The sequence below is a fragment of the Mesorhizobium sp. M0028 genome (genome assembly GCF_040323855.1).
Classification (GTDB): Bacteria; Pseudomonadota; Alphaproteobacteria; order Rhizobiales; family Rhizobiaceae; genus Mesorhizobium.
In genome coordinates this window covers 236,373-260,282 of sequence record NZ_JAMYVG010000003.1, presented here as the reverse complement: position 1 = coordinate 260,282, position 23,910 = coordinate 236,373, and the positions used below count along the sequence as shown (strand labels likewise).

The window sequence follows — 23,910 nt, the reverse complement described above, 5'->3', positions numbered from 1 at the left end:
ATATTGTCGAACTATGCAGGCGCTCGATCCCGACCTCCTCAAAACTTTCCTCGCTTTCGTCGATAGCGGCTCGCTGGCGCAGGCTGCGTCGATCGTCGGCCGCTCGCCGTCGGCGGTGACCGCGCAGATGCAGCGGCTGGAGGATGTAGTCGGCGAACCGCTGCTGGTGCCGCAGGGGCGAGGGCGTGGCCTGACGCCGGCGGGCGAGGATCTGGTCGGCCACGCGCGGCGCATTCTTGCTGCGCACCGCGAGGCGTGGCTGGCCCTCAAAGGGGCGCATGCCGATGGGCGCGTCGCCATCGGCACGACGCAGGATTTCGCCGACAGCGGCTTGCCGCAGCTTCTCAGGGCCTTCGCTGTCAGCCATCCGCGCGTCAGGATCGAATTGCGCGTCGGCCGCTCCGCCGAACTGGCGCAGGCTTTGCAAGCCGGCACCCTTGATCTGGCCATTGCCATGCGACAGGCGCCGACGCGGGACGAAGTCGGCGTGCTCAAAGAGCCAATGATCTGGCTTTGCTCACAAAACGGCTTGGCCACCCGCCAAGAGGAATTGCCCTTGGCGCTGCTCGATCCCCATTGCGGGTTTCGCGATGCAGCGACCAGTGCACTGGATGCGGCCGGCCGCCGCTATCGCATTGCTGCCGGCAGTGCCAGCCTTGCCGGCCTGCGTACGGCGGTACACGCTGGCATCGCTTTGACGTTGAGGACGGCGCGCTTCGCTCATTCCGGCATCGTCGAGGCGCCGCGCGATCTTGATCTGCCGCCGGTGCCGGTCGCGGAATTCGCCATCCGCTTGCGTGAGGATGCCGACCGGCCGGCGCAGGATCTGGCCGCGTTGTTCAGCGGCAACCTGGGCTTGGCCCGTTGAGTCAGCAAAGAAAAAGCCGACCTTGCGGTCGGCTTCTGAGTAGGACGGGCCGAGGGGTTTGGGGGGACTTGGGGGTGGCCCGTCGCAGCCATAATGCCTGAGCCCGATGATGGTTCCATGACGTTTCAAATTTATTTTCAGGCACGGATTTCTCGTGATCGGACCACCAACTCGCCCTCGGGCGTGGCGAGGATTTTGGTCATGCATCCGCTGCGCGCTGCCTGGCCATCAGCCAGTCGCGGCCGGCGTGAGCGAACACGGCGCAAAGCACGATTGCGCCGCCGACCATGCTGGCTGCCGGCGGGATTTCCGCCAGGAACAGGAAGGCGAACAGGATCGCGAATGGCACTTCGGCCGAACCCAGCAGTCCGGACTCGGTCGCCGGAATGAGCCGGGCGCCCTCCGTCCACAGGATCGAGGCAAGCGCGAACGAGGAGCCGAAGGTGGCTAGAAGCAATGCGTCCCTGGCCGAGACGGCCAGCGGATCGGTGACGAACCAGCCGAGCACGAACAAAAGGAATGCCGACACCGCACCCGCCCACACCACCGGCGTATCGCGGAAGGTGCGCACCATGATCATGTAGAGGGCGCTGCCGATCGTCATCAGCAGCGCCAGCCCGTCCCCGAACAGATGGCCGGTGCCGAAGCCCGACCAGACCATGATCGCCACCCCGCATAGTGACACGGCAGCGGCAGCAAGCGTCTGCAGCCGGAACGGTTCGCGGACCAACAGGAGGGCCAGCAGCGCGGTGACGAAAGGGGCGGTGGCGTAGATGATGGCGACATTGGCGACAAAGGTGAACTTGAACGCCGAGATGAAGGCGATGCTGGCGAGCGCGCCCTCAATCGCCAGCAGCCAGCCGCGCCAGCCGAGCCGCAGGCTGCCGCGACCGCCGGAGCGCTGGCGACGCCATAGCACATAGAGGCTGATCAGGATCGAGCCGACGAAGCCGCGCCAGCAGGTAATCGTCAGCGGGTCGGAATGGATCGATTTGGTCAGCACGCCGGTGAGGCCGAAGACGGCCGCCGATGCCGAAACCAGGATGATGCCGAGGGTGCGTTCGCGGGCGCTTTCCACTGTGCCTGGCATATCCAGCGATTCCGTCATCTCACCAGCTTACGCTGCCCCGTCCTGACACCATAGTGTCAGCTTGATCGAGGCGTCATGCATCGAAACAGCAGACCGGCAGCCCCGGTGAACAGGCTGCCGGCGAAGCCCTTTCGCGGATTTCCAGGATGGCGATATCGGCCATATGTCCGGCGGCCTTACGAATGTGTTGCGAGAGAGGGTGTGAAGGCGTTGGATGCTCCCCGTATCGTCAGGCTATACGGGGCGAAGCCCTGCCAAGCGCTACGCCAGCGGGGACTTGCGTTTGGGGCAGCCGACACCGCCGTTAAGCAGCGAAGCCAGGCAACTATGGGAGGGAAATGAAATGGACGCGATCGCATTGAAGGCCATGCAGGTGCCGCTGAAGGAGGCCTATCGCGACGACGCCTCGCGCGCGCTAATTACTCTCCGCGCCAAAGGCTCGATCGACGACCAATCGATCGCCTGCAAGGTCGAGACAGGCAGGGCGATCGCCATTGCCGGGCTGCATCCGGCGACCGGCGGCACCGGGCTCGAACTCTGCTCCGGCGACATGCTGCTGGAGGCGCTGGTGGCTTGCGCCGGCGTCACGCTGAAGGCGGTGGCCACGGCGCTGGAATTCAAGCTTGGGGCCGCCACGGTGGAAGCCGAAGGCGATCTCGACTTTCGCGGCACGCTTGGTGTGGCAAAGGATGCGCCGGTTGGCTTCCGCGCCATCCGGCTGACCTTCGGCCTCGACACAGACGAGCCGCAGGAGCGCGTCGATGCGCTAATCAAGCTGACCGAGCGCTACTGCGTCGTGTTGCAGACCATCAGCCAGAAGCCGGAGCTGACGGTAAGCGCACGACGCTGATGCTGCCAATCTCTCCCCTTGAGGGGGAGATGCACGGCAGGGTAGAGGGGGTTGGTCCGACGGGGCTCGGCCTGCTGCGGCAGATGGAGGCTGGCGCTCCACGCCTGTCGACCCCCTCTGGCCTGCCCTCTTTGCCAAAACTTGGCCAGATGACGCTCCTACTGCGCCGACGGCTCCTCGGCGTCGCCCTCGTCCGCGAACGGCGAGGCACTCGGCACGCACTGCACCGACCAGCCGGCCGGCGTCGGCTGCTTCTGGTATTCGGTGACGGCGGAGGTGCACTGTTCGCGGGTGTCGAAGGTGCTGGGCAGCACGACCATGCCGCCTTGCGGGCCGGCGATCACCAGATACCAGACCAACGCTACGCTCGGTGCCGCCATGAGTATTTCCTCGCTCTGCTTGTTTTGGGAGTCGGTGCGATCCTAGCAACTCCGGCCAAGCGGCGAAAGTTGGGCCGAAGCGCGGCGTTAAGCCACGGCATCACAGCCGCGTGATGTCAGGCCGCTTACTCCGGCTGCCGGTAGGCGACAAAGCGGTTGTGCTTGGCCTGGAAGATCAGCCCCGTCTCCTTGAGCGCAGGGCTGGCCAACGGCACGATACGCTTGGCGATCTCCGAAGGGTGCGGCAGAGTCTCCGGATCCTCGCCGGGTACCGCCTGCGCCCGCATGGCGGTGCGCGTTGCCCCGGGATCGGCGGCGTTGACCCTGAGCGGCAGGTTTTCGGTCTCATGCGCCCACGAACGCGTCATGGCCTCGACCGCCGCCTTCGACGCCGCATAAGGCGCCCAGAAGGCGCGTGCGGAGTGGGCCAGGCTGGAACTCAGTACGATAGCGCGGCCGGCATCGGCGAGTCTCAGCAGCGGGTCGACCGAGCGGATCAGCCGCCATGTTGCGGTGACGTTGATGGTCATCACCTTCTCGAAGGTCTTTGCCTCGACATGGCCGATCGGAGCGATGACGCCGAGCACGGCGGCGTTGGCGACCAGTATGTCGAGCTTGCCCCAGCGCTCGTGGATGGCGCCGCCCAGCCGGTCGATCCCCGTCATGTCGGCAAGATCGAGCGGTACCAGCGTCGCCTGTCCGCCGCCTGCTTTGATCTGGTCGTCGAGTTCTTCCAGCCCTCCGACGGTGCGGGCAACCGCAATCACATGTGCGCCGGCGGCGGCAAGCTCCGTGGCGATGAAATAGCCGATACCGCGCGAGGCGCCGGTGACGACCGCAACGCGGCCGGAGAGATCGAGGGTCATGCTTGAACTTCCATAAGGTCGGCGTGAGGCACCCCCCTCTGCCCTGCCGGGCATCTCCCCCTCAAGGGGGGAGATTGGCCCTCATCAGGCTCAGCGCCTGTTCTGCGACCGTCGCGATTGGCGAAAGTCGACAATTCAGCCGATCTCCCCCCTTGAGGGGGAGATGCCCGGCAGGGCAGAGGGGGGTAACCTGGCGAAGACAAATGGCGATCCGGCAACCTTACGACCCGCCTGCCGCCAATAGCGACAGCGTGCGGACATTGTCGGAGCCTTCGAAATCGGCAAGCCGGGTCGGATACTGGCCGGTGAAACAGGCGTCGCAGAATTGCGGCTGTTCGTTGTCGCGGCCGGCTTCGCCAACGGCCCGGTAGAGCCCGTCGATCGAGAGGAAGCCGAGCGAATCGACGCGGATGAACTCGGCCATCTCCTCCACCGACATGCGCGAGGCCAGCAACTTCGACTTTTCCGGTGTGTCGACGCCGTAAAAGCAGGAGGCGCGCGTCGGCGGCGAGGCGATGCGCATATGCACTTCCTTGGCGCCGGCATCGCGCACCATCTGCACGATCTTCTGGCTGGTGGTGCCGCGTACGATCGAATCGTCGACCAGCACCACACGCTTGCCTTCGATCATGCGGCGATTGGCGTTGTGCTTAAGCTTGACGCCCATGTGGCGGATCGAATCGCCGGGCTGGATGAAGGTGCGGCCGACATAGTGATTGCGGATGATGCCGAGCTCGAACGGAATGCCCGCGGCCTGCGAAAAGCCGATCGCCGCCGGTGTGCCCGAATCCGGCACCGGCACGACGATGTCGGCCTCGACCGGGCTCTCCAGTGCCAGCTCGGCGCCGATGCGCTTGCGTACCTCGTAGACATTGCGGCCTTCGACCGAAGAATCCGGCCGGGCGAAGTAGACATATTCGAAAATGCAGAAGCGGGTCTTCTGCGGCTCGAACGGGAACAGGCTCTCGATTCCCTTGCTGGTGACGACGACCATTTCGCCGGGCTTCAGGTCGCGCACGAAACGCGCCCCGATAATGTCGAGCGCGCAGGTTTCGGAGGCGAGAATCCAGGCGCCGTCGAGATCGCCAAGCACCAGCGGCCGGATACCGAGCGGGTCGCGGCAGCCGATCATCTTCTTGGACGTCATTGCCACCAGCGAGAAGGCACCTTCGACCTGGCGCACCGCATCGATGAAGCGCGAATTGAGGTCGCGCTCCTTGCTGGTGGCGACCAGATGCAACAGTGTCTCGGTGTCGGAGGTGGAAGAGAAGATGGCGCCCTGCTTCTGCAGGGCGCGCTGAACGGTCATGGCGTTGGTGAGATTGCCGTTATGGGCGACGGCAAAGCCGCCATCGGCAAGTTCGGCGAAGAAAGGCTGGATGTTGCGCAAGCCAGCGCCACCGGTGGTGGCATAGCGTGTGTGGCCGATGGCACGGTTGCCTTGCAGGCTGTCGATGACACGCTGCTTGGTGAAGGTGTCGCCGATCAGGCCGACATGGCGTTCGACATGGAATTGGGTGCCGTCATAGGAAACGATACCGGCCGCTTCCTGGCCTCGATGCTGCAACGCATGCAGGCCGAGCGTGACGATGGCTGCGGCGTCCTGCCGGCCGAAAATACCGAACACGCCGCATTCGTCGTGGAAATGGTCGTCGGCTTCGGCGGAAAGCACGTCGTCTGCGTCTGCCACTGAGGCTGCCATTGGGGGCTCAAGCTCCGCTAAAGTCGCCATATAAGGTCATAGCGCATCGAAAGCAACGCACGTCGTGCGACGTTCACATGATCGACAGTCTCGAGGCGAGCAAGTCTGCCGAAATCAGTTTGCCGGCGCCGGGTTTGCAGGTGCCGGCGTCGCGGGCGCATTGTCGGCCGGCGGAGCGTCGCTGTCATCGGGTGCCGGAGCAGTGGCGTCGTCGCCGGCGGCAGGTGCTTCCGCTGCAGGCGCGTCGGGGGCCAGAGGCGTCTCGGTGGCCGGCTGATTCGGATTGAGCTTGTTGAGGATGGCGTTTTCCGGGTCCTCGGGCAGCAGGCTTTCGAGCTTGGCACCGATCGATTCGAGCAGCGGCTTTGACTTGGCGTTGGCAATCCAGCCTGGAGCTTTGGCGCCGGCCAGCCAATTGAAAAACAGCAGTGCGACCGCGACCACCAGGATGCCGCGCGCCGCGCCATAGAGGAAGCCAAGTGTGCGATCGAGCGCGCCGATCCTGGAATCGATGATCCAGTCGGCGAGCTTCATGGTGATGACCGAAACGACGATCAGCGCGACAATAAAGACGATACCGGCGGCCGCCGCCATGGCTGCCTTTTCGTTGTCGATATAGGGCTGAATGTAAGGCAGCACCGGCTTGTAGAAGAAGAAGGCCGCCGCAGCGGCAACTGCCCAGGAGATGATCGACAGGATCTCGCGCGAAAAGCCGCGAACCATGGCGAGCATCGCCGAGACCAGGGTGAAGCCGACGAGAATTCCGTCAAGCAGCGTAATCGGCATGTTTTTCGCCCCGCTCCGATCTCTTTTTCACGACTCGACGAGCCGCATCAGTCTTGCTCGTCGGCGCGGCTGCGCCGAGAGCCGGCTATGCGCGCCACGAGATCGGCAAGCTCGGTGGGCTGGAAAGCGCCGGCTCCGATCCCCCCGGCCCCATTACCACCAACAAGTTCCTCGCTGCCCAAGGGCAGAACCGCGCTTCCGAAACCCAGCTTTTCGGCTTCCTTAAGGCGCTGCTGCGCATGCGCAACCGGCCTCACCGCCCCCGAAAGGCTGATTTCGCCGAAATAGACGCAATCGGCGGGAAGGGCAAGACCGGTGAGCGAGGAAACCAGTGCCGCCGCCACAGCCAGGTCGGCCGCCGGCTCCGAAATGCGGTAACCGCCGGCAACGTTGAGATAGACGTCATGCGTGCCGAAGCGAACGCCGCAATGGGCTTCCAGAACCGCCAGGATCATCGACAGCCGGGCGCCGTCCCAGCCGACGACGGCGCGGCGTGGCGTGCCGAGCGTCGAAGGTGCTACCAGCGCCTGGATCTCGACCAGCACCGGCCGTGTGCCTTCCATGCCGGCGAAAACCGCGGCACCCGGCGATTTCGCGTGACGTTCACCGAGGAAAAGCTCGGACGGGTTGGCGACTTCCCGCAAGCCCTTGTCCGACATTTCGAAGACGCCGATCTCGTCGGTTGGTCCGAAGCGGTTCTTGACCGTTCGCAGGATGCGGTAGTGGTGGCCGCCTTCGCCCTCGAAATAGAGCACCGCGTCGACCATGTGCTCGACGACGCGTGGGCCGGCGATCTGGCCCTCCTTGGTGACATGGCCGACCAGAACGATCGCCGCCCCTGTGGATTTTGCATAGCGGATCATCGCTTGGGCGGCGGCACGCACCTGGGTCACCGTGCCGGGCGCTGAATCGGCCATGTCGGTCCATAGCGTCTGGATCGAATCGAGAATGACCAGGTCCGGCCGCTTGCCATCGGCAATGGTGGCGAGGATGTCCTCGACGTTGGTCTCGGCGGCGAGTTCGACCGGGGTGTCGGCGACGCCGAGCCGCTGGGCGCGCAGCCTGATCTGGGCGACCGCTTCTTCACCGGAGACGTAGACGATGCGGTGGCCCTTTGCCGCCAGTGCGGCTGCAGCCTGGGTGAGCAGCGTCGACTTGCCGATGCCGGGATCGCCGCCGACCAAAAGCGCCGATCCGCGCACGAAGCCGCCGCCGGTGGCGCGGTCGAGTTCGCCGATGCCGGAGACGATGCGCGGCGCGTCCTCGATGTCGCCGGAAAGGCTGGTCAGCACCACCGCGCGGCCTTTGCGGGCGTTGCGGGTGTTGGCCGGGCCGGAGCCGATGCCGCCCGACGTGCCTTCCTCGACCAGCGTGTTCCACTCGCCGCAGGCATCACATTTGCCGGCCCAACGCTGATGCACCGAACCGCAATTCTGGCAGATGAACTGGATACGGGATTTGGCCATCAGTTTATTGGTTCCAAGAGGTATTTGGGACGATCCCAGTAAACCGGCAAAGCATCTTCGATCGTATCGAAATGAGTGCGGCGCTGGCCGTTTCTCAGAGCCCAATTGTCGTATGCCGACCAACACGCATATCTGAACAGACCGACCGCGAAGTCGTTCTCTCGCCCGACTTCATCGTGCAACGTCTCCAGCAATCTCATAAGGGCAGTCGAGAGGCGACGATCATTGAGCCGGTGCATCAAAAGGAATGCGCACCCGATCGCCGCCAGAGAGGTGTCGTGCCGAGTTTCGTCCAACGAAAGGGCCAAAAAACTCAGCAGATCGTCGATGTCAGCTGTCGCTCCCAATTTCCAAACTCGATAAAGACCGGTCACTGCCGCGCTTCGCGTATAGTCTTCGACATGCTTGGCAAGGAATTTCCTCACCGATTCAACGTTCTCGGGCGTAGGTTCGCTTGAGTAGCAGAACACCAGCAAACCGGCGTGCGATTCCGTGCGAGAAATTGACCGGGCAGATCTCAAATATTCAGTGAGTTGCGCGCGTTCATCCTCGGAGATGTTATACTCTTCGAATTTTATCCTTTGGTAGATATCGCTAAAGTCCAATCGGCTGCTCCGCGACAATGCCTACTCGAACCGATCCGGCAAATGATGCTCTTCCGCAAGGTCCGAGAAGCGGGTGAATTCGCCCTGGAAGGCGAGGCTGACCGATCCCGTTGGGCCGTGGCGCTGCTTGGCGACGATTACTTCGGCCTTGCCGCGCATCTCGTTCATCTCGTGTTCCCACTTGATGTATTCGTCGGTGCCCGGCTTCGGCTCGCGGTTCTTCAGATAATATTCCTCGCGGTAGACGAACAGCACCACGTCGGCGTCCTGCTCGATGGAGCCCGATTCGCGCAGATCCGAAAGCTGCGGGCGCTTGTCGTCGCGGCTCTCGACCTGGCGCGACAGCTGCGACAGCGCGATGATCGGCACCGCCAACTCCTTGGCCAGTGCCTTGAGCCCGGTGGTGATCTCGGTGATTTCCTGGACGCGGTTTTGCGATGATTTCGCGCTCGATCCCTGCATCAGCTGGATATAGTCGATGACGATGACGTCGAGGCCGCGCTGGCGCTTCAAGCGACGCGCGCGGGCGGACAGCTGAGCGATGGAAATACCGCCGGTCTGGTCGATGAACAGCGGGATTTTCTGCATGGTCTGCGAACAGGCGACGAGCTTTTCGAAATCCATCTCGCTGATCTCGCCGCGGCGGATTTTCGACGACGGGATTTCGGTCTGTTCGGAAATAATGCGGGTGGCGAGCTGTTCGGATGACATTTCGAGCGAAAAGAAGCCGACGACGCCGCCATTGGCCGCCTTGAACGAGCCGTCGGCCTGCTGCGCCGGGACATACGCCTCCGCGATATTGAAGGCGATGTTGGTGGCGAGCGAGGTTTTACCCATGCCGGGGCGGCCGGCAATGATGATCAAGTCGGACGACTGCAGGCCGCCCATGCGACGGTCGAGGTCGCGCAAGCCGGTGGCGACGCCCGACAAATGCCCGTCGCGCATATAGGCGGCATTGGCCATGTCGACCGCCGTCTTGACAGCGTCGGTGAAGCTCTCGAAGCCGCCGTCGTAGCGGCCGGTCTCGGCCAGCTCGAACAGCCGCCGCTCGGCGTCCTCGATCTGGTCGGAGGGCGACATGTCGACCGGCGCGTCATAGGCGATGTTGACCATGTCCTCGCCGACGGTGATCAGCGCGCGGCGCGTGGCCAGATCGTAGATGGCGCGGCCATAGTCGGTGGCGTTGACGACGGTGACGGCCTCGACCGCCAGCCGCACGACATATTGCGCCACCGTCATGTCGCCGACCTTCTCGTCGGCCGGCAGGAAGGTCTTCAGCGTGATCGGCGTCGCGATCTTGCCCATGCGGATGAGCTCGGCCGCGACCTCGAAGATATTCCTGTGCAACGGCTCGTAGAAATGGCCAGGCTTCAGAAAGTCGGAGACGCGATAGAAGGCATCGTTGTTGACCAGGATGGCACCGAGCAGCGCCTGCTCGGCCTCGATGTTGTTCGGCGCCTCGCGATAGAGCGGTGTTTCCGCCACGCCGAATTTTCGTGCTGCCTCTGCCATGATGTCCCCGGTCCTGATCCCGGTCTCTCGATATCAGAACGAGACAAGTCGGTGATGACTTATCTGCATCAGTCCCCAACCAACCAACTTTGATGCCCGCGATTCACAGCCAAGATACTTCGGTGGAAAGAATCTCGATTGACTCGAATCAAGATGGCGAGCCTAACCGTTCTTGGGCGAGAACAAAACAGGAAAATAGCTGCCGATCATTCCGGCAAGGCGTCACCCCAGTCCAGTCGCCGCGCGGCCTTGAACGTCTCGCCGTCGCGCTTCGTGAACAGTCGCTCGGCGGCATGACCATCCTGTTGGCAAAGCTTCAGCAAGACCTTGCCGGAGCCCGATTTCGGTGGTGCGATCACCCGCGCGCGGGGCGGAGCGGCCGGATGACGGGAAGCGGCGACAAAGATGAACTTTTCGTCCTCCCACGGCACCTCGGCATCCTTGGCCAGACGGTGCAGGCGCGAGCGGGCGACGCGGCGGGCGAAATGGCACCAGTCGGGAGCGACAAGTGGGCAGGGCGCCTCATGCGGGCAGGGCGCGAGCACGTGCGCCCCCGCCTCGATCAGCTGCCGCCGCACGGCAAGGATGCGCTGCCAGCCGGCCGGCGTGCCTGGCTCGACGACCAGCAGCGTGTCGGCGGTCAGCTGCCAGAGCCGGTCGATTAGTTTTGCCAGCGATGCCGGCGCGATCTCATCCAGCACATAGGCCGAAGTCACCAGCTCGGCCGGCTCCAGATCGACCAGGTCGATGGTGACGTCGCCGGTCAGCCAGGCGGTCTTGGCATGGATTGTCTCGGCGGCAAGCGCCTCGCCGACCCGCCGCACCGCGGCACCGGCCTCGAGCAGCACTGCCTGTTCGAGATCGGGCCAGAGATCGATTGTGGCCCAAAGCACCGTGCCAGGGCCGGCGCCGACATCGAGCAAGGTCTTCGGAGCATAGTCGGGCCGAGACTCGCCCACCGCATCGAGGCTGGCACGGACGGCCGCATAGGTCGCCGGAAGCCGCGTTGCCAGATAGGCCTTAACCGCCATTTCTTCGGCCATGTGCAGGCGGCCATCGCGCAACTCGGCGCGGTAGCGGTCCGACAGCGTCTTGGCCGCTTGCTTGATCATCGGCAACGGCACCTGTTCGAGAAGGCGGTCGACGCCTTGTCTAAGCGGGGCGGGCAGTTCCATGGCCTACGCAGCCCGAGGTGCGAGCACGATGACCGAGGCGCCAATGATGCACATCGTGGCACCGGCAAGATCCCAACTGTCGGGGTGCACGCCTTCCGCCAACCATAGCCAGACCAGCGAGGCGGCAATGTAGATGCCGCCATAGGCGGCATAGGCCCGGCCCGCCGCACTGGTGTCGACAAGCGCCAGCAGCCACGCGAATAGCACCAGTGAGACGAGACCGGGCGCCAACCACAGCGGCGACTTATCCAGCCGCCACCACGCCCAGAACGAGAAGCAGCCGGCGATCTCGGCAAGTGCGGCGGCGACGTAGAGGAGGTAGGTCATGAAAAAAGGTCCCGCGTTGACGAGACCTTTTTCAGCGTGCCAGCCGGCAATGGCAAGCGGCAATGGCGCGATCGCCGGCAGTCTACTCCGGATCCGCCACCTTGCGGCGGCGAGTGGGCTTGGCGGCAGGAGCCTTTTCACGACGTCCAAGATCGCGCATCTCCAGCGCCTTCTCGCAACTGGCCATGTAGTCGCGCGTCACCGGCAGCGTGTCGTTCTTCTTGGCAATCTGGATCTGGAAGATCACCAGATCCTGCCATCGGAAGGCAGCTTCCGAGGCGGCAAGATAGAACTCCCACATGCGGCAGAAGCGCTCGTCATAGATCGCCTTGGCCTTGTCGCGGTTGGCGGCAAAGCGCTCGCCCCAATGCTTCAGCGTCTCGGCATAATGCAGCCGCAGAACCTCGATGTCGGTGACGACGAGCCCCGACTTTTCGATAGCCGGCATCACTTCGGAGAGCGACGGGATATAGCCGCCCGGGAAGATGTATTTGCGAATGAAGGCGCTGGTCGCCCACGGCACACCGGAACGGCCGATCGTGTGCAGCAGCATGACACCGTCCGGCTTCAGCAGCGTCGCCGACTTGTCGAAGAAGGTACGGAAATGATTGACGCCGACATGCTCGAACATGCCGACCGAGACGATGCGGTCGAAACGCTCATTGAGCTCGCGATAGTCCTTGAGGTCGAAATGCACCCGGTTTTGCAGGCCTTGCGCGTGCGCGCGGTCGGTGGCGACGCCGTGCTGCTCGGTCGACAGCGTCACGCCTTGCACGTCGACGTCGAACGCCTTGGCGAGATAGAGGCCAAGCCCGCCCCAGCCGGAGCCGATGTCGAGTACCGTCTGGCCGGCTTTCAACCTGAGCTTGGCGGCGATGTGGCGCTTCTTGGCTGCCTGGGCCTCATCGAGCGTCATGTCCGGCTGCTCGAAATAGGCGCAGGAATACTGCATGTCCTCATCGAGGAAGAGGCGATAGAGATCGCCCGACAGATCGTAGTGGCGCTGCACGTTGCGGCGCGCCCGCGACGCCGTGTTGATCTGCTGCAGGCGCCGGAAGGCGTGGCGCAGACCCTCGATCGCCTTCGACCAGGTGGCATCGATGCCGCCGCTGCCCATGTTCTGGAACGCAATGCGCATCACCCCCAGCACGCCGCCCTCGATAATGTCGAGTTCACCGTCCATGTAGGCTTCCGGCACCGCCAGCATCGGATCAAAAGTGATGGCGCGCTCGGCATGCCTTGTCTTGATGTGCATGTGCACCGGCTCGCCGCTGCCGTCACCGAAAGTCACCATCGAGCCTTGCGGCCCTGTCACCTTGAGATTGCCTGTGCGGACCAGGCGGTCGAGAACGCGCTTAAGCAGAATATTCATGACCAATTGTCCCCTCTCGGCCAGACATGCTGTCCTATTCTGCATCAAGATATAGGGGTTCGAAAAGTTCCATTTGGCATAAAAATGCCCGGGTGCGAGGCCCGGGCATTGGTCCAGATAGGTATTAGCCGACGAATGCCGGCGAACAACGATCAGCCGTTGTCTTCGCCGCCCTCGAACTCCGCGTTCGGATCGAAGAAATTTTCCGGCCGCGCATTGTCGTTGATGTCTTCGCCGTAGATGGCTTCGGCGGTGGTCAGCGTTTCGCCCTTGGCCTGGCGTTCGGCTTCGTCGGCCGTGCGGGCAATGTTGAGCGTGATGGTGACCTCGACTTCCGGGTGCAGCGCGATCGCCACGTTGGTGACGCCGATGGTTTTGATCGGCTGATTGAGAAGGATCTGGTTGCGGTTCACCGAAAAACCTTCCGCCGTCAACAGCTCGGCGATGTCGCGCGTCGAGACCGAACCATAGAGCTGGCCGGTCTCGCCGGCCGAGCGCACGGCGATGAAGCTCTTGCCGTCGAGCTTTTCAGCAATCTGCGCGGCCTCGGACTTGCGCTCCAGGTTGCGGGCCTCGAGTTGGGCGCGCTGTCCTTCGAACTTCTTCTTGTTACCTTCGTTGGCGCGCAGCGCCTTGCCCTGCGGCAGCAGGAAATTGCGGGCGAACCCGTCCTTGACCTTGACGGTGTCGCCCATCTGGCCGAGCCGGGAAACGCGTTCGAGAAGAATGACTTCCATGGTTTTGTTCCTTCGCTTGGGCACCTATCCTCAGGATCGGCGCCGAATTGTCTGGAACAGGTCAGGAAGCTGGGGCGTCGCCGCCTGTGTCGCTGTCCTGCCTGTCGCGGCAGTTAGGATCTCTTGTCGAAATCCAACCCGGGATTTGGTGTTCGATCCAGCTACGCCCGTCGTGGCCGGTGAAAAAAGCGGGCGGCGAACCGCCCGCTGGCTAGACCATGATCCCGAAAACTGGAAACCGGTTTTCGGATAAGATCATGGTCAACTAATCAGTCTTAGCGGACCACGTAGGGCAGCAGGCCGAGGAAGCGGGCGCGCTTGATCGCCTTGGCGAGTTCGCGCTGCTTCTTCTGGCTGACGGCGGTGATGCGCGACGGCACGATCTTGCCGCGCTCGGAAATGTAGCGCTGCAGAAGCCGCACGTCCTTGTAGTCGATCTTCGGCGCGTTGGCGCCGGAGAACGGGCAAGTCTTGCGGCGACGGTGGAAGGGGCGCCGGGTTGGGATCTGGTTGATGTCGACCATTATTCTGCGGCTCCTTCAAAGCCTTCGCGCGGACGGCGCGGGCCACGATCGGCACCGCCATCGCCGAAGCTGCGCGGCGGACGATCAGCACGGTCACCGCGATCGCGGTCGCCGAATGAGCGCGGGCCACGATCGCCACGGTCGCGGTCGCCGAAGCCGCCGCGTTCCGAGCGCTCTTCGCGCTTCTGCATCATTGCCGACGGGCCTTCCTCATGCGCATCGACCTTGATGGTCAGGAAACGCAGCACGTCCTCGGACAGGCCCATCTGGCGCTCCATCTCATTGAGCGCGGCCGGCGGGCAGGTGATGTCCATGAGTGTATAATATGCCTTCCGGTTCTTGTTGACCCGGTAGGTGAGGGACTTCAGTCCCCAGTTCTCGACCCGGCCGACGGACCCGCCATTCGCGGTGAGGACGCCCTTGTACTGTTCGACAAGCGCATCGACCTGCTGCTGCGAGAGGTCCTGCCGGGCAAGAAACACATGTTCGTATAGAGCCATAGTGTTCGTGCCTTTCTTCGTTTCTCTCCCGGTTCCCGGCGGCAAAAGCCTCTGCAACTTCTCTGACCCGCAATCCTTGCGAAGACGGGGAAGAAAGGAGCATGACGAGACGGTCGAGAGCGGAGACACGGGAGGCGGAAGCGCTTCTGGCTCCACGCGAAGGTTCGAAAACCTCCGGCCCTCCGTTCAGCCCCCAGCAAGGACCGGCAGATTGCGGGCGTCTATACAGGAATTTGACCGCAAAGCAAGGCCAAACGACAGGCCAAACGGCTCGACTAGCGTCCTATCTTCCAGAGCACAACGGACCTCGATGGCAAGGTTTTACGGATTTCCTGAAACCGGACCTTAACCATCATGCGAAGTTCCAGCACCGGCGGGCGTGGCGGCAACCCGCCGTTCATCATGCGAATGCAAAACGAACAGTTCGCGCGCGGCCGCCAGCAAGGCGGTTTTGGGGATAAAATGCTGTTCGACAAATTCTGCCGTTCGAAGAGCGGCAACTTTGCCCTGATGCTGGCGTTCGGGCTGCCTGCGGTTCTGACGGCCGTCGCCTTTGCCGTGGACGTGTCCACCTTGATGAGGGCCAAGGTCAGCTTGCAGAACGCGCTCGATGCCGCGAACCTTGCATCTTCGCATCTCGGCGACATCGAGGCTTCGCGCAAGGACGTCTTCGACCGCTACTTCCAGGCCAATGTCGCCGGCCACAGCGAGTTGAGGAACGCCGAAGCGACGCTTACCGTCGAAAGGGGCCTCAATTACATCCAGACAAAGGCTGTCGCCGCGGCCGATGTCAACTTGAACTTCGCCTTCCTGTTCGGCAACGACAAGCGCATCACCGTCGATGCCGGCGCCGTCGAATCGACCAATCAGCTCGAAGTCGTGCTGGTGCTCGACAATACCGGGTCGATGGCCAGCAACGACCGCATCGGCGCATTGCGGACGGCGGCGACGGGCTTGATCGATATGCTCCAAGCCGCGAAGTCGCCGACGCGCAGCGTACGTGTCGCAGTGGTGCCGTTCGTCACCGCGGTCAATGTCAAGGGCGAGGACTACGATCCGGCCTGGATCGACATGGCCGGCAAATCGCCGAACAATGGCGCCAATTTCCCCTTGGTCGGCGGCAAGCGCGTCAACCATATGGACCTGTTCAAGCAATTGGGCGTCGAATGGAGAGGCTGCGTCGAGGCGCGGCCCGGAATCAACAATGTTTCCGACATTTCGCCCGACCAAAACAAACCGGACACCCTGTTCGTACCCTATTTCGCGCCGGACGATCCAGGTAACGCCAAAAATCCGAACAGCTCCTATGGCAATTCGGCGGCCGGCTACAACAATTCCTATCTCGACGATACGGTTATCACCCTGCTTCCCGGCCTCACCGGCGATATCGCGAAGTACAGTGTTTCGACGATGAGGCTGATCAACGACAAGAAAGGCCCCCTGACCATCGGCCCAAACCGGGCCTGTCCGACGCCGATAGTGCCGCTGACCGACGATTTCGACAAATTGCGTAAGGCCGTCAGTGAGATGATCGAATGGAACGGCTCGGGGACCAATGTTTCGGAAGGGTTGTCATGGGGGATGCGGGTACTCTCGCCGGAACCGCCCTACAGTGACGGCGCGCCGTTCAGGGCGTCAGGCACGACCAAAACGGTGCTGCTGCTCACCGACGGCGAAAATGTTGTCTATGGCGCGAAGGATACGCCACAGAAGTCGGACTATGGTTCTTACGGGTTCCTGGCTTCGGGTCGGTTCGGATCCAGCGACCAGACCGCGGCCGCGCGCAATGTCGACGACTGGACAACCAATGTCTGCAACACGTTGAAGAAACAGGACGTGCAGATCTTCACAGTACTGCTGCAGGCCGACACCGCAGCCAACCGCAAGCTCTACGAGGCCTGCGCGTCGTCGCCGTCGGATTATTACCCGACCAACGACGTCACCCAGCTCGAAAGCGTGTTCCTGAAAATCGGAAGCTCGATTTCGCACCTGCACTTGACGAACTGAACGACGTCAGTCGCCCAACGGCCGTTCCGCCGCCGCTGCTCAACTCGTGTGCGCAGCCACTTTGCGTGTGGTTTCGGGGAAGAAATCGGGCGCCGCATGGCGCTTGCCGAACATCATGTCGTACTGCAGCAGACGGAAGTCGCGGATTGCCGGGTCGATCTCTTTCTGACGCGACCAATCGGGGGTGGCGTCGCCCGCCGGTGCCAACAGCAAATTGCGGTCGATGACGCGGTAGTGCTCCCGCAACTGGCCGAGGAAGCCGGTGTAATAGGGATGACTGATGCCGGCAGTCTTCAGGATATGATAGGGCAGGAAGGCTGGGCTGACGGCGCCGAGATCCTCGGCCGGGCCGCTGCGGTTTGACCAGACGATCAGCGGCGTCTGGTGGTGCAGCAGCATCTGGTCGGCCGCCTCCTTGCGCGGCGCGACATTGTCCTTCAGGAAACCGGTCTCGACGTAGACCGGCCCAAGCGGCGGCAGATGGTCGCCGAAGAAGGCGATGACCGTCGGCCGCTGGCGTTTCTTCGCCCATTCGATCAGCCGCTCGAGGCCACGGTCCGCGTCGGAAGAGCCTTCGGCGTAGCTCAACAGCGATTCACGTGCCCATTGGCTGATCGGCGCCTGCACCTTATGGGTCGGATTGTTATAGCGATAGGGCTCATACGGCCCGTGGTTCTGCAGGCTGACGGCGAAAAAGAAGACCGGCTCGGCGCTGGTATCGGCCTCGTGGATGATCTCGTCGGTCATCGCTGCGTCCGACGCGAGCGGTCCGCGTTTTTGCATGGGCGGCAACGTCTCCTCGGATTTGAAGTCGTTGAAGCCGAAATCGGCATAGACGGCTCCCCGGTTCCAGAACCAGTTGGTGCCGGGATGGATGGCGCGCGCCCGGTAGCCCTGACTTTTCAGGAAGGTCGCCAGCGACGGGGTCGGTGTCCGCACATATTGCTGGTAGGGAATACTGCCCGCCGGCAGGAAGGCGTTGGAAAAGCCGGTCAGGGCCTCGAACTCGATGTTGGCCGTCATGCCGCCGAATTCGGGCGAGAACATGTAGCCCGTGCGCAGTGCCCGCACATTGGGGATAGGGTCGGGCGTGATGGTGACGCCGGGCAGCTTGGTCGGATCCCAGAAGGATTCGCTCATGACGACGATGATGTCGGGCTTCTCGGCGGGTACCGAGGCCGTCACCTGCGGTTTGCCGATCGCTTCGATCGCCTTGCCGGAATAGCCGGGCGGCGCCGAGACATGGGCCATCGGGACGTTCAGCGCGAATGCGAGCGCAAAACCGTTCGAGGCATAGTTTTCCTTCTGGTCCCACATGATCGGGATGATCTGCAGCCGGTCGCGCGTCCATGAGAAAGTGGCATAGTCCATGATGGAGACGAAGAAGGCGATCAGCGGCACTGTCAGCGTCAGTCGGGCAAGGCGGCCCTTGTGGCTGAGCGCCGGAACGCGGCGGCGCCATAGCCGCCAGCCATAGACGAGAAGCGACAGCCCGCCGACGACGCCGATCGCCAGGGCAATGGCGGTTCCCGGGCGATCGCGTACCAGGAGCGGCATCAGCGCCACGATCTGCCGAGAATAGAGGAAATCAGTCGGATAGAGCGGATCGCCGAGATAGAGCGACTTCTGGTGGCCGACGAACGCCAGCGACAACGTCAGCGGCGCGAGGATCATCAGGCTCTGATGGCTGCGGCCGAGCACGGCGTCGAGCCCTATGAGGATCAGCGCAAAAATGATGATTGTGGTCCAGCCGGGTTTGAAGGGCTGCAGAAAGAAGTCGACGGTGCCGGCAAAGTTGCCGCGCACGATCAATTCGATAGAGAACACCAGGATGGCCGCGGCCAACAGGCTGATGAAGCCATAGCGGATGACAGGCCATTTGCGCCCCGGCAGATAGCCGGTGGCCGGATCGCCTTCGAGAAACTGTGGCGCGGCCTCGGCTGCGCTCTTCTTGGTCTTTGCCACTGCAATAGTTCCCCGGCCCGCAACAAAAGCGTCACTCGACTGTCATCGAACTGTCACGCAAAGCTAGCGCCTGTGGCGGAAATAAGAAGAGCCAGCAAACAAATCGTGAGCGGTTTTCATCATGAGTGATCGCCAAAAAGCCTGCCGAAACAGGCACTCGGCCGACGTTGCGCGGTCAAGGTTGGACTTGACTCGGCCGCACGCCTTGCGTCACAGGCAACGAGAACCAGCAGCTGGGAGCCGCCGATGGCCATCGCATTCACCTTTCCGGGGCAGGGCAGCCAGGCTGTCGGCATGGGCAAGGACCTCGCCGATACCTTTGTTGAATCGCGGCGGATCTTCGAGGAAGTCGATGAAGCGCTCGGCGAAAATCTATCGAAGCTTATCTGGGAAGGCCCGGAAGAGACGCTGACGCTGACCGCCAATGCCCAGCCGGCGCTGATGGCGGTGTCGCTTGCCGCAATCCGGGCGCTGGAGGCGCGCGGCTTCTCCCTGAAAGGCAAGGTCACCTATGTCGCCGGCCACTCGCTCGGCGAATATTCGGCACTTGCGGCCGCCGGTTTCGTTTCGGTCGCCGACGCCGCCCGGCTGTTGCGCATCCGGGGTAACGCCATGCAGGCGGCGGTACCGGCCGGCGAGGGCGCCATGGCGGCGATCATCGGGCTGGAACAAGCCGACGTCGAAGCCGCCTGCGCAGAGGCTGCCCAAGGCGCGGCCAAAGATCCCGCGCAAGCCTTGGTTTGCCAGATCGCCAATGATAATGGCGGCGGCCAGCTGGTAATCTCCGGCGCCAGGTCGGCGGTCGAACTGGCGGCGAAGCTATGCACGGAGAAGGGCGCCAAGCGGGCGCTCATGCTGCAGGTTTCGGCGCCCTTCCATTCGGCATTGATGAAGCCGGCGGCCGAGATCATGCGGGAGGCACTGGCCGCCGTGACGAAGAGTGCACCGGCCGTGCCGCTGGTCTCCAATGTTACGGTGACCCCGACGAGCGATCCCGACGAGATCGCCCGCCGCCTCGTCGAACAGGTGATCGGGCGCGTGCGCTGGCGCGAAACGGTGGAGTGGTTCGGCGCGAATGGCGTTGCGACGCTATATGAAGTAGGCGCCGGCAAGGTTCTGTCGGGGCTGGCGCGGCGCATTAACCGCGATATTGCCACCAGTGCAATCGGATCCGCGGCGGATGTCGAGGCGGCGCTGGCGGCGCTTGCATAATCAACTGGCGATTTGACCCCGCTCCGTGCGAAGGGTGTTCGCTCAGATCAGGAGACAAAAATGTTCGAATTGACCGGCCGCAAGGCGCTCGTCACCGGCGCATCGGGGGGCATCGGCGAGGCGATCGCCCGCGTGCTGCATGGCCAGGGCGCCATCGTCGGCCTGCACGGCACGCGTATCGAGAAACTGGAGGCGCTGGCCGCCGAACTGGGCGACCGGGTCAAGCTGTTTCCGGCCAATCTTTCCAATCGCGACGAGGTCAAGGCGCTTGGCCAGAAGGCGGAGGCCGATCTCGAAGGCGTCGACATCCTCGTCAACAATGCCGGCATCACGAAGGACGGGTTGTTCGTACGCATGGCTGATGCCGACTGGGATAGCGTGATCGAGGTCAACTTGACCGCCGTGTTCCGGCTGACCCGCGAGCTTACCCATCCGATGATGCGGCGCCGCCATGGCCGCATCATCAACATCACTTCAGTGGTCGGCGTCACCGGCAATCCCGGCCAGGCCAATTATTGCGCCTCCAAAGCCGGTATGATCGGCTTTTCCAAATCGCTGGCGCAGGAGATCGCCACCCGCAATATAACCGTCAACTGCGTCGCCCCGGGCTTCATCGAATCGGCGATGACCGACAAGCTCAACGACAAGCAGAAAGAGGCGATCATGGCGGCGATCCCGACGCGGCGCATGGGCACGGGCGCCGAAGTCGCCTCTGCCGTCGCCTACCTCGCTTCCAATGAGGCGGCCTACGTCACCGGCCAGACCGTTCATGTCAATGGCGGCATGGCAATGATCTAACACTTGGGAAAACGCTTCATTCCGTCTTGGATGCACGGGATTTTTCGTGTAATGCCGCCCGCAACCCGGCGGTTCGGGCAAAAATCGGTCCTGTTCCGCTGCGTTTCCGGCAGGACCATCTTTCAGCTTGATTAGCGGCATTCTGCCCGCTAACGAAGACAGACAACCAAAAGACGAGGATGCCCAAATGAGTGACACCGCAGAGCGCGTCAAGAAGATTGTCATCGAGCACCTTGGCGTCGATGCCGACAAGGTGACGGAGCAGGCGAGCTTCATCGATGATCTGGGCGCGGACAGCCTCGACACGGTCGAACTTGTTATGGCGTTCGAAGAAGAGTTCGGCGTCGAAATCCCCGACGATGCGGCCGAGACCATCCTGACTGTTGGCGATGCGGTGAAATACATCGACAAGGCCTCGGCCTGACGCTATTTGCAGTCATCACCGGGGAGGACCTGCGATGAGGCGTGTCGTCGTCACGGGCCTTGGGCTGCTTTCGCCGTTCGGCATGGGCTTCGAGCACAGCTGGAATGAGCTTCTGACCGGCCGCAGTGCAGCCAAGCGCATCACCGAATTCGAGGTGGAAGACCTTGCCTGCAAGGTCGCCCACGTCATTCCGCGCGGTGACGGCTCCAATGCCACTTTCAATCCTGAAGCCGTTCTCGAGCCGAAGGAACTGCGGAAGATCGGCGACTTCATCCTGTACGGGATCGCGGCCGCCGACGAGGCGCTCAAGGATTCCGGCTGGCAGCCGAAGACGCATGAGGAACAGTGCGCCACCGGCGTGCTGATCGGTTCCGGCATCGGCGGCATCGAAGGCATCGCCGAGAATGCGATGATCCTCAAGGAACGCGGTCCGCGCCGCATCAGCCCGTTCTTCATCCCCGGCCAAATCATCAACCTCGTGTCCGGCCAGGTCTCGATCCGGCATGGGCTGAAAGGCCCCAACCATGCCGTCGTCACCGCTTGCTCGACCGGTGCGCACGCCATCGGCGATGCCGCCCGGCTGATCATATGGGGCGATGCCGACGTTATGGTCGCAGGCGGCGCCGAAGCGCCGGTGACGAGGCTTTCGATCGCTGGGTTCGCGGCTTGCCGCGCGCTCTCCACCGACCGCAACGACGCGCCGCAAACGGCCTCGCGCCCCTATGATCGCGATCGCGACGGTTTCGTCATGGGCGAGGGCGCCGGTGTTGTCGTGCTCGAGGAGCTCGAACACGCCAAGGCCCGCGGCGCCAAGATCTATGCCGAGGTCACCGGCTACGGCCTGACCGGTGACGCCTATCACATCACCGCGCCAGCCGAGGACGGCGACGGCGCTTTCCGTTGCATGACGGCGGCGCTGAACCGGGCGAAGCTGACGCCCGCCGATGTCGACTACATCAACGCCCACGGCACCTCGACCATGGCCGATACGATCGAACTCGGCGCCGTCGAGCGGCTGGTCGGCAACGCCGCCTCGAAGATATCGATGTCGTCGACGAAATCGTCGATTGGCCACCTGCTGGGCGCGGCTGGTGCTGCCGAGGCGATCTTTTCGATCCTCGCCATTCGCGACAACATCGCGCCGCCGACCATCAATCTCGACAATCCGGAGCGCGAAACGGCGATTGACCTTGTGCCGCACAAGCCGCGAGCCCGGCAGATCGACGTGGCGCTGTCCAACTCCTTCGGCTTCGGTGGCACCAACGCCTCGCTCGTCTTCCAGCGCTACAATGGCTGACCGCTCCGCCGGTTTGCGTCTGCCGTCAATTTTGCCATATTCGCCCCTACTCTGCCCGAGGGGATTCGTCGCAAGATCAATTGGTAGGGCATTATGAACACAAATCCGGCCGATAACGGGGAATTCGGGCAACGGGCAGCAACCCCCGGCCCGATCGTGCCGAAGACGGCCAGCGAGGCGTTGCGGCCCGAGGCCGGCACGCCGCCGCCGAAGCGCTCGCGTGCCTCGCGCAGCCAGTTCGTCGTGTTCATGAACTTCGTCATCTCTTCGGTGATGCTGATGGTTCTGGCGGCAGGCGTTGCGCTGTATTTCGGCAAGCAGGAATTCAACGAGCCGGGCCCGTCGGCCAATGGCGACACTTTCCTGGTCAAGCCGAATAGCGGCGTCCAGGAGATCGCCGACCAGCTTGAGCGGCGAGGGCTGATCAGCGACGCCCGCATCTTCCGCCTTGGCGTACGCGCCTTCGGCAATGATTCCGCCCTGAAGGCTGGCGAATACGAGATCAAGCCGCAGGCTCCGATGCACGATATCATGGAACTGCTGAAGAGCGGCAAGTCGGTGATGTATTCGCTGACCATCCCCGAGGGGCTGACGGTCGAGCAGGCACTGCAACGGATCGCTGAGCAGGACGCACTGGCCGGCGATATGCCGTCGACCACTCCACCCGAGGGCAGCCTCGCCACCGACACGCTGCGCTTCACCCGCGGCGCAACACGCCAGCAGATGGTCGACAAGCTTCTGGCCGACCAGAAAAGACTGGTCGACGAAGTCTGGCAGCGCCGAGCGCCGGATCTGCCGATCGCCAACATTGAGGATTTTGTCACCCTGGCCTCGATCGTCGAGAAGGAGACAGGTAAGGGCGATGAACGCTCGCGGGTAGCGGCCGTCTTCCTCAACCGGCTGGCCAAGGGTATGCGGCTGCAGTCGGACCCGACCATCATCTACGGCCTGTTCGGCGGCAAGGGCAAACCCATCGACCGCCCGATCTATCAGTCGGACATCCAGAAGCCGACGCCCTACAACACCTATCTGATCAACGGCTTGCCGCCGACGCCGATCGCCAATCCCGGCCGTGCGGCGCTGGAGGCAGTCGCCAATCCGTCGAAGACCAGCGATCTTTACTTCGTCGCCGACGGCAGCGGCGGCCACGTCTTTGCCGCGACGCTCGATGAGCATAACGAGAATGTCGCTCGCTACCGGGCACTGCTGAAAAAGCAGGCGCAGGACGCCGCCAAGGCCGGGGCAACCAATACCGGAGCCGACACGCCGGCGGGAGCCATCGTTGACGATGCGGGGGCTACCGCCGCCCAGTAGGGCCAGACGCCATCAGGTCGGCCCTGTGCATGTCCGGGTGGATGTGCAAGGGCTGCTATGGCATTGAAATTCACATGATCCTGTCCGGAGCAATCGTTCCGGCTTGAGGGGCATTCGGCAAGGGGACGCACGG

General features: G+C 63.1%; 23 protein-coding genes. 8 read left to right on the top strand and 15 right to left on the bottom strand.

The annotated features are described in order from the left end of the window. Window positions 1–13: 13 nt before the first annotated feature. On the top strand, window positions 14–868 hold the full coding sequence (locus NKJ93_RS09065) for a LysR substrate-binding domain-containing protein (protein ID WP_352588643.1): 855 nt from the start codon (window positions 14–16) through the stop codon (window positions 866–868). Between the two features lie 199 nt (window positions 869–1,067). Here NKJ93_RS09065 and NKJ93_RS09060 read toward each other — a convergent pair whose 3' ends face one another. Next, entirely contained in the window at window positions 1,068–1,958 is an 891-nt protein-coding gene (locus NKJ93_RS09060; RefSeq protein WP_352515691.1) for a DMT family transporter, read from the bottom strand. A 343-nt stretch (window positions 1,959–2,301) separates the two neighbouring features. Here NKJ93_RS09060 and NKJ93_RS09055 point away from each other — a divergent pair, with 343 nt between their 5' ends. Further along, window positions 2,302–2,808 (top strand): OsmC family protein, encoded by a 507-nt coding sequence (locus NKJ93_RS09055; protein ID WP_352494865.1) that lies wholly within the window; start codon window positions 2,302–2,304, stop codon window positions 2,806–2,808. Window positions 2,809–2,966: 158 nt separating this feature from the next. Here NKJ93_RS09055 and NKJ93_RS09050 read toward each other — a convergent pair whose 3' ends face one another. From NKJ93_RS09050 to rpsF, 13 genes are all read right to left on the bottom strand, one after another. Then, complete coding sequence (locus tag NKJ93_RS09050; protein ID WP_023719840.1) at window positions 2,967–3,188, bottom strand: hypothetical protein; 222 nt, start codon at window positions 3,186–3,188, stop codon at window positions 2,967–2,969. Window positions 3,189–3,313: 125 nt separating this feature from the next. Next, on the bottom strand, window positions 3,314–4,054 hold the full coding sequence (locus tag NKJ93_RS09045) for an SDR family NAD(P)-dependent oxidoreductase (protein ID WP_352494866.1): 741 nt from the start codon (window positions 4,052–4,054) through the stop codon (window positions 3,314–3,316). A 220-nt stretch (window positions 4,055–4,274) separates the two neighbouring features. Then, window positions 4,275–5,756: an amidophosphoribosyltransferase gene (purF, locus tag NKJ93_RS09040; protein WP_036244955.1), complete on the bottom strand. Its 1,482-nt coding sequence runs from the start codon at window positions 5,754–5,756 to the stop codon at window positions 4,275–4,277. 114 nt (window positions 5,757–5,870) lie between these two features. Next, the gene (locus NKJ93_RS09035; RefSeq protein WP_023719837.1) at window positions 5,871–6,542 is read right to left on the bottom strand and encodes a CvpA family protein; all 672 of its coding nucleotides are present in this window, start codon (window positions 6,540–6,542) and stop codon (window positions 5,871–5,873) included. Window positions 6,543–6,589: 47 nt separating this feature from the next. After that, window positions 6,590–8,008, bottom strand: coding sequence for a DNA repair protein RadA (radA, locus tag NKJ93_RS09030; RefSeq protein WP_023719836.1), 1,419 nt, complete (start codon window positions 8,006–8,008; stop codon window positions 6,590–6,592). Further along, a complete protein-coding gene (locus tag NKJ93_RS09025; protein ID WP_352494867.1) occupies window positions 8,008–8,613 on the bottom strand; it encodes a hypothetical protein in 606 nt (201 codons plus the stop codon). The genes radA and NKJ93_RS09025 overlap by 1 nt, the downstream gene beginning before the upstream one ends. A 21-nt stretch (window positions 8,614–8,634) precedes the next feature. Then, window positions 8,635–10,125 (bottom strand): replicative DNA helicase, encoded by a 1,491-nt coding sequence (locus tag NKJ93_RS09020; RefSeq protein WP_352481818.1) that lies wholly within the window; start codon window positions 10,123–10,125, stop codon window positions 8,635–8,637. 206 nt (window positions 10,126–10,331) lie between these two features. Further along, window positions 10,332–11,300: a small ribosomal subunit Rsm22 family protein gene (locus NKJ93_RS09015; protein WP_023719834.1), complete on the bottom strand. Its 969-nt coding sequence runs from the start codon at window positions 11,298–11,300 to the stop codon at window positions 10,332–10,334. Window positions 11,301–11,303: 3 nt separating this feature from the next. Then, window positions 11,304–11,627, bottom strand: coding sequence for a YnfA family protein (locus NKJ93_RS09010; RefSeq protein WP_023719833.1), 324 nt, complete (start codon window positions 11,625–11,627; stop codon window positions 11,304–11,306). Between the two features lie 82 nt (window positions 11,628–11,709). Next, a complete protein-coding gene (locus NKJ93_RS09005) occupies window positions 11,710–12,999 on the bottom strand; it encodes a cyclopropane fatty acid synthase (RefSeq protein ID WP_023719832.1) in 1,290 nt (429 codons plus the stop codon). 152 nt (window positions 13,000–13,151) lie between these two features. Then, a complete protein-coding gene (rplI, locus tag NKJ93_RS09000; RefSeq protein ID WP_023719831.1) occupies window positions 13,152–13,736 on the bottom strand; it encodes a 50S ribosomal protein L9 in 585 nt (194 codons plus the stop codon). A gap of 275 nt (window positions 13,737–14,011) precedes the next feature. Next, entirely contained in the window at window positions 14,012–14,260 is a 249-nt protein-coding gene (gene rpsR / locus NKJ93_RS08995) for a 30S ribosomal protein S18 (RefSeq protein WP_006203718.1), read from the bottom strand. Further along, on the bottom strand, window positions 14,260–14,760 hold the full coding sequence (gene rpsF / locus NKJ93_RS08990; RefSeq protein WP_023719830.1) for a 30S ribosomal protein S6: 501 nt from the start codon (window positions 14,758–14,760) through the stop codon (window positions 14,260–14,262). The genes rpsR and rpsF overlap by 1 nt, the downstream gene beginning before the upstream one ends. A gap of 354 nt (window positions 14,761–15,114) precedes the next feature. On the opposite strand from rpsF, the gene NKJ93_RS08985 reads away from it, so the two are divergent. Next, window positions 15,115–16,767: a pilus assembly protein TadG-related protein gene (locus NKJ93_RS08985; protein ID WP_352588640.1), complete on the top strand. Its 1,653-nt coding sequence runs from the start codon at window positions 15,115–15,117 to the stop codon at window positions 16,765–16,767. 39 nt (window positions 16,768–16,806) lie between these two features. Here the strand turns inward: NKJ93_RS08985 and NKJ93_RS08980 are convergent, their stop codons facing one another. Continuing rightward, on the bottom strand, window positions 16,807–18,732 hold the full coding sequence (locus NKJ93_RS08980) for an LTA synthase family protein (RefSeq protein ID WP_023719828.1): 1,926 nt from the start codon (window positions 18,730–18,732) through the stop codon (window positions 16,807–16,809). Between the two features lie 246 nt (window positions 18,733–18,978). Between NKJ93_RS08980 and fabD the strand changes: the two genes are divergently transcribed. The 5 genes from fabD (at window position 18,979) to mltG (ending at window position 23,777) form a co-directional block, all read left to right on the top strand. After that, window positions 18,979–19,944 (top strand): ACP S-malonyltransferase, encoded by a 966-nt coding sequence (fabD, locus tag NKJ93_RS08975; RefSeq protein WP_023719827.1) that lies wholly within the window; start codon window positions 18,979–18,981, stop codon window positions 19,942–19,944. A gap of 60 nt (window positions 19,945–20,004) precedes the next feature. Beyond that, complete coding sequence (fabG, locus tag NKJ93_RS08970) at window positions 20,005–20,742, top strand: 3-oxoacyl-[acyl-carrier-protein] reductase (protein ID WP_023719826.1); 738 nt, start codon at window positions 20,005–20,007, stop codon at window positions 20,740–20,742. Window positions 20,743–20,929: 187 nt separating this feature from the next. After that, window positions 20,930–21,166 carry an acyl carrier protein gene (locus NKJ93_RS08965; RefSeq protein WP_006203723.1) on the top strand — a complete coding sequence of 79 codons (237 nt, stop codon included), beginning with the start codon at window positions 20,930–20,932 and terminating at the stop codon, window positions 21,164–21,166. A 34-nt stretch (window positions 21,167–21,200) separates the two neighbouring features. After that, entirely contained in the window at window positions 21,201–22,463 is a 1,263-nt protein-coding gene (gene fabF / locus NKJ93_RS08960; RefSeq protein ID WP_023719825.1) for a beta-ketoacyl-ACP synthase II, read from the top strand. A gap of 93 nt (window positions 22,464–22,556) precedes the next feature. Then, entirely contained in the window at window positions 22,557–23,777 is a 1,221-nt protein-coding gene (mltG, locus tag NKJ93_RS08955) for an endolytic transglycosylase MltG (RefSeq protein ID WP_352588637.1), read from the top strand. The last annotated feature ends 133 nt before the right edge of the window (window positions 23,778–23,910 follow it).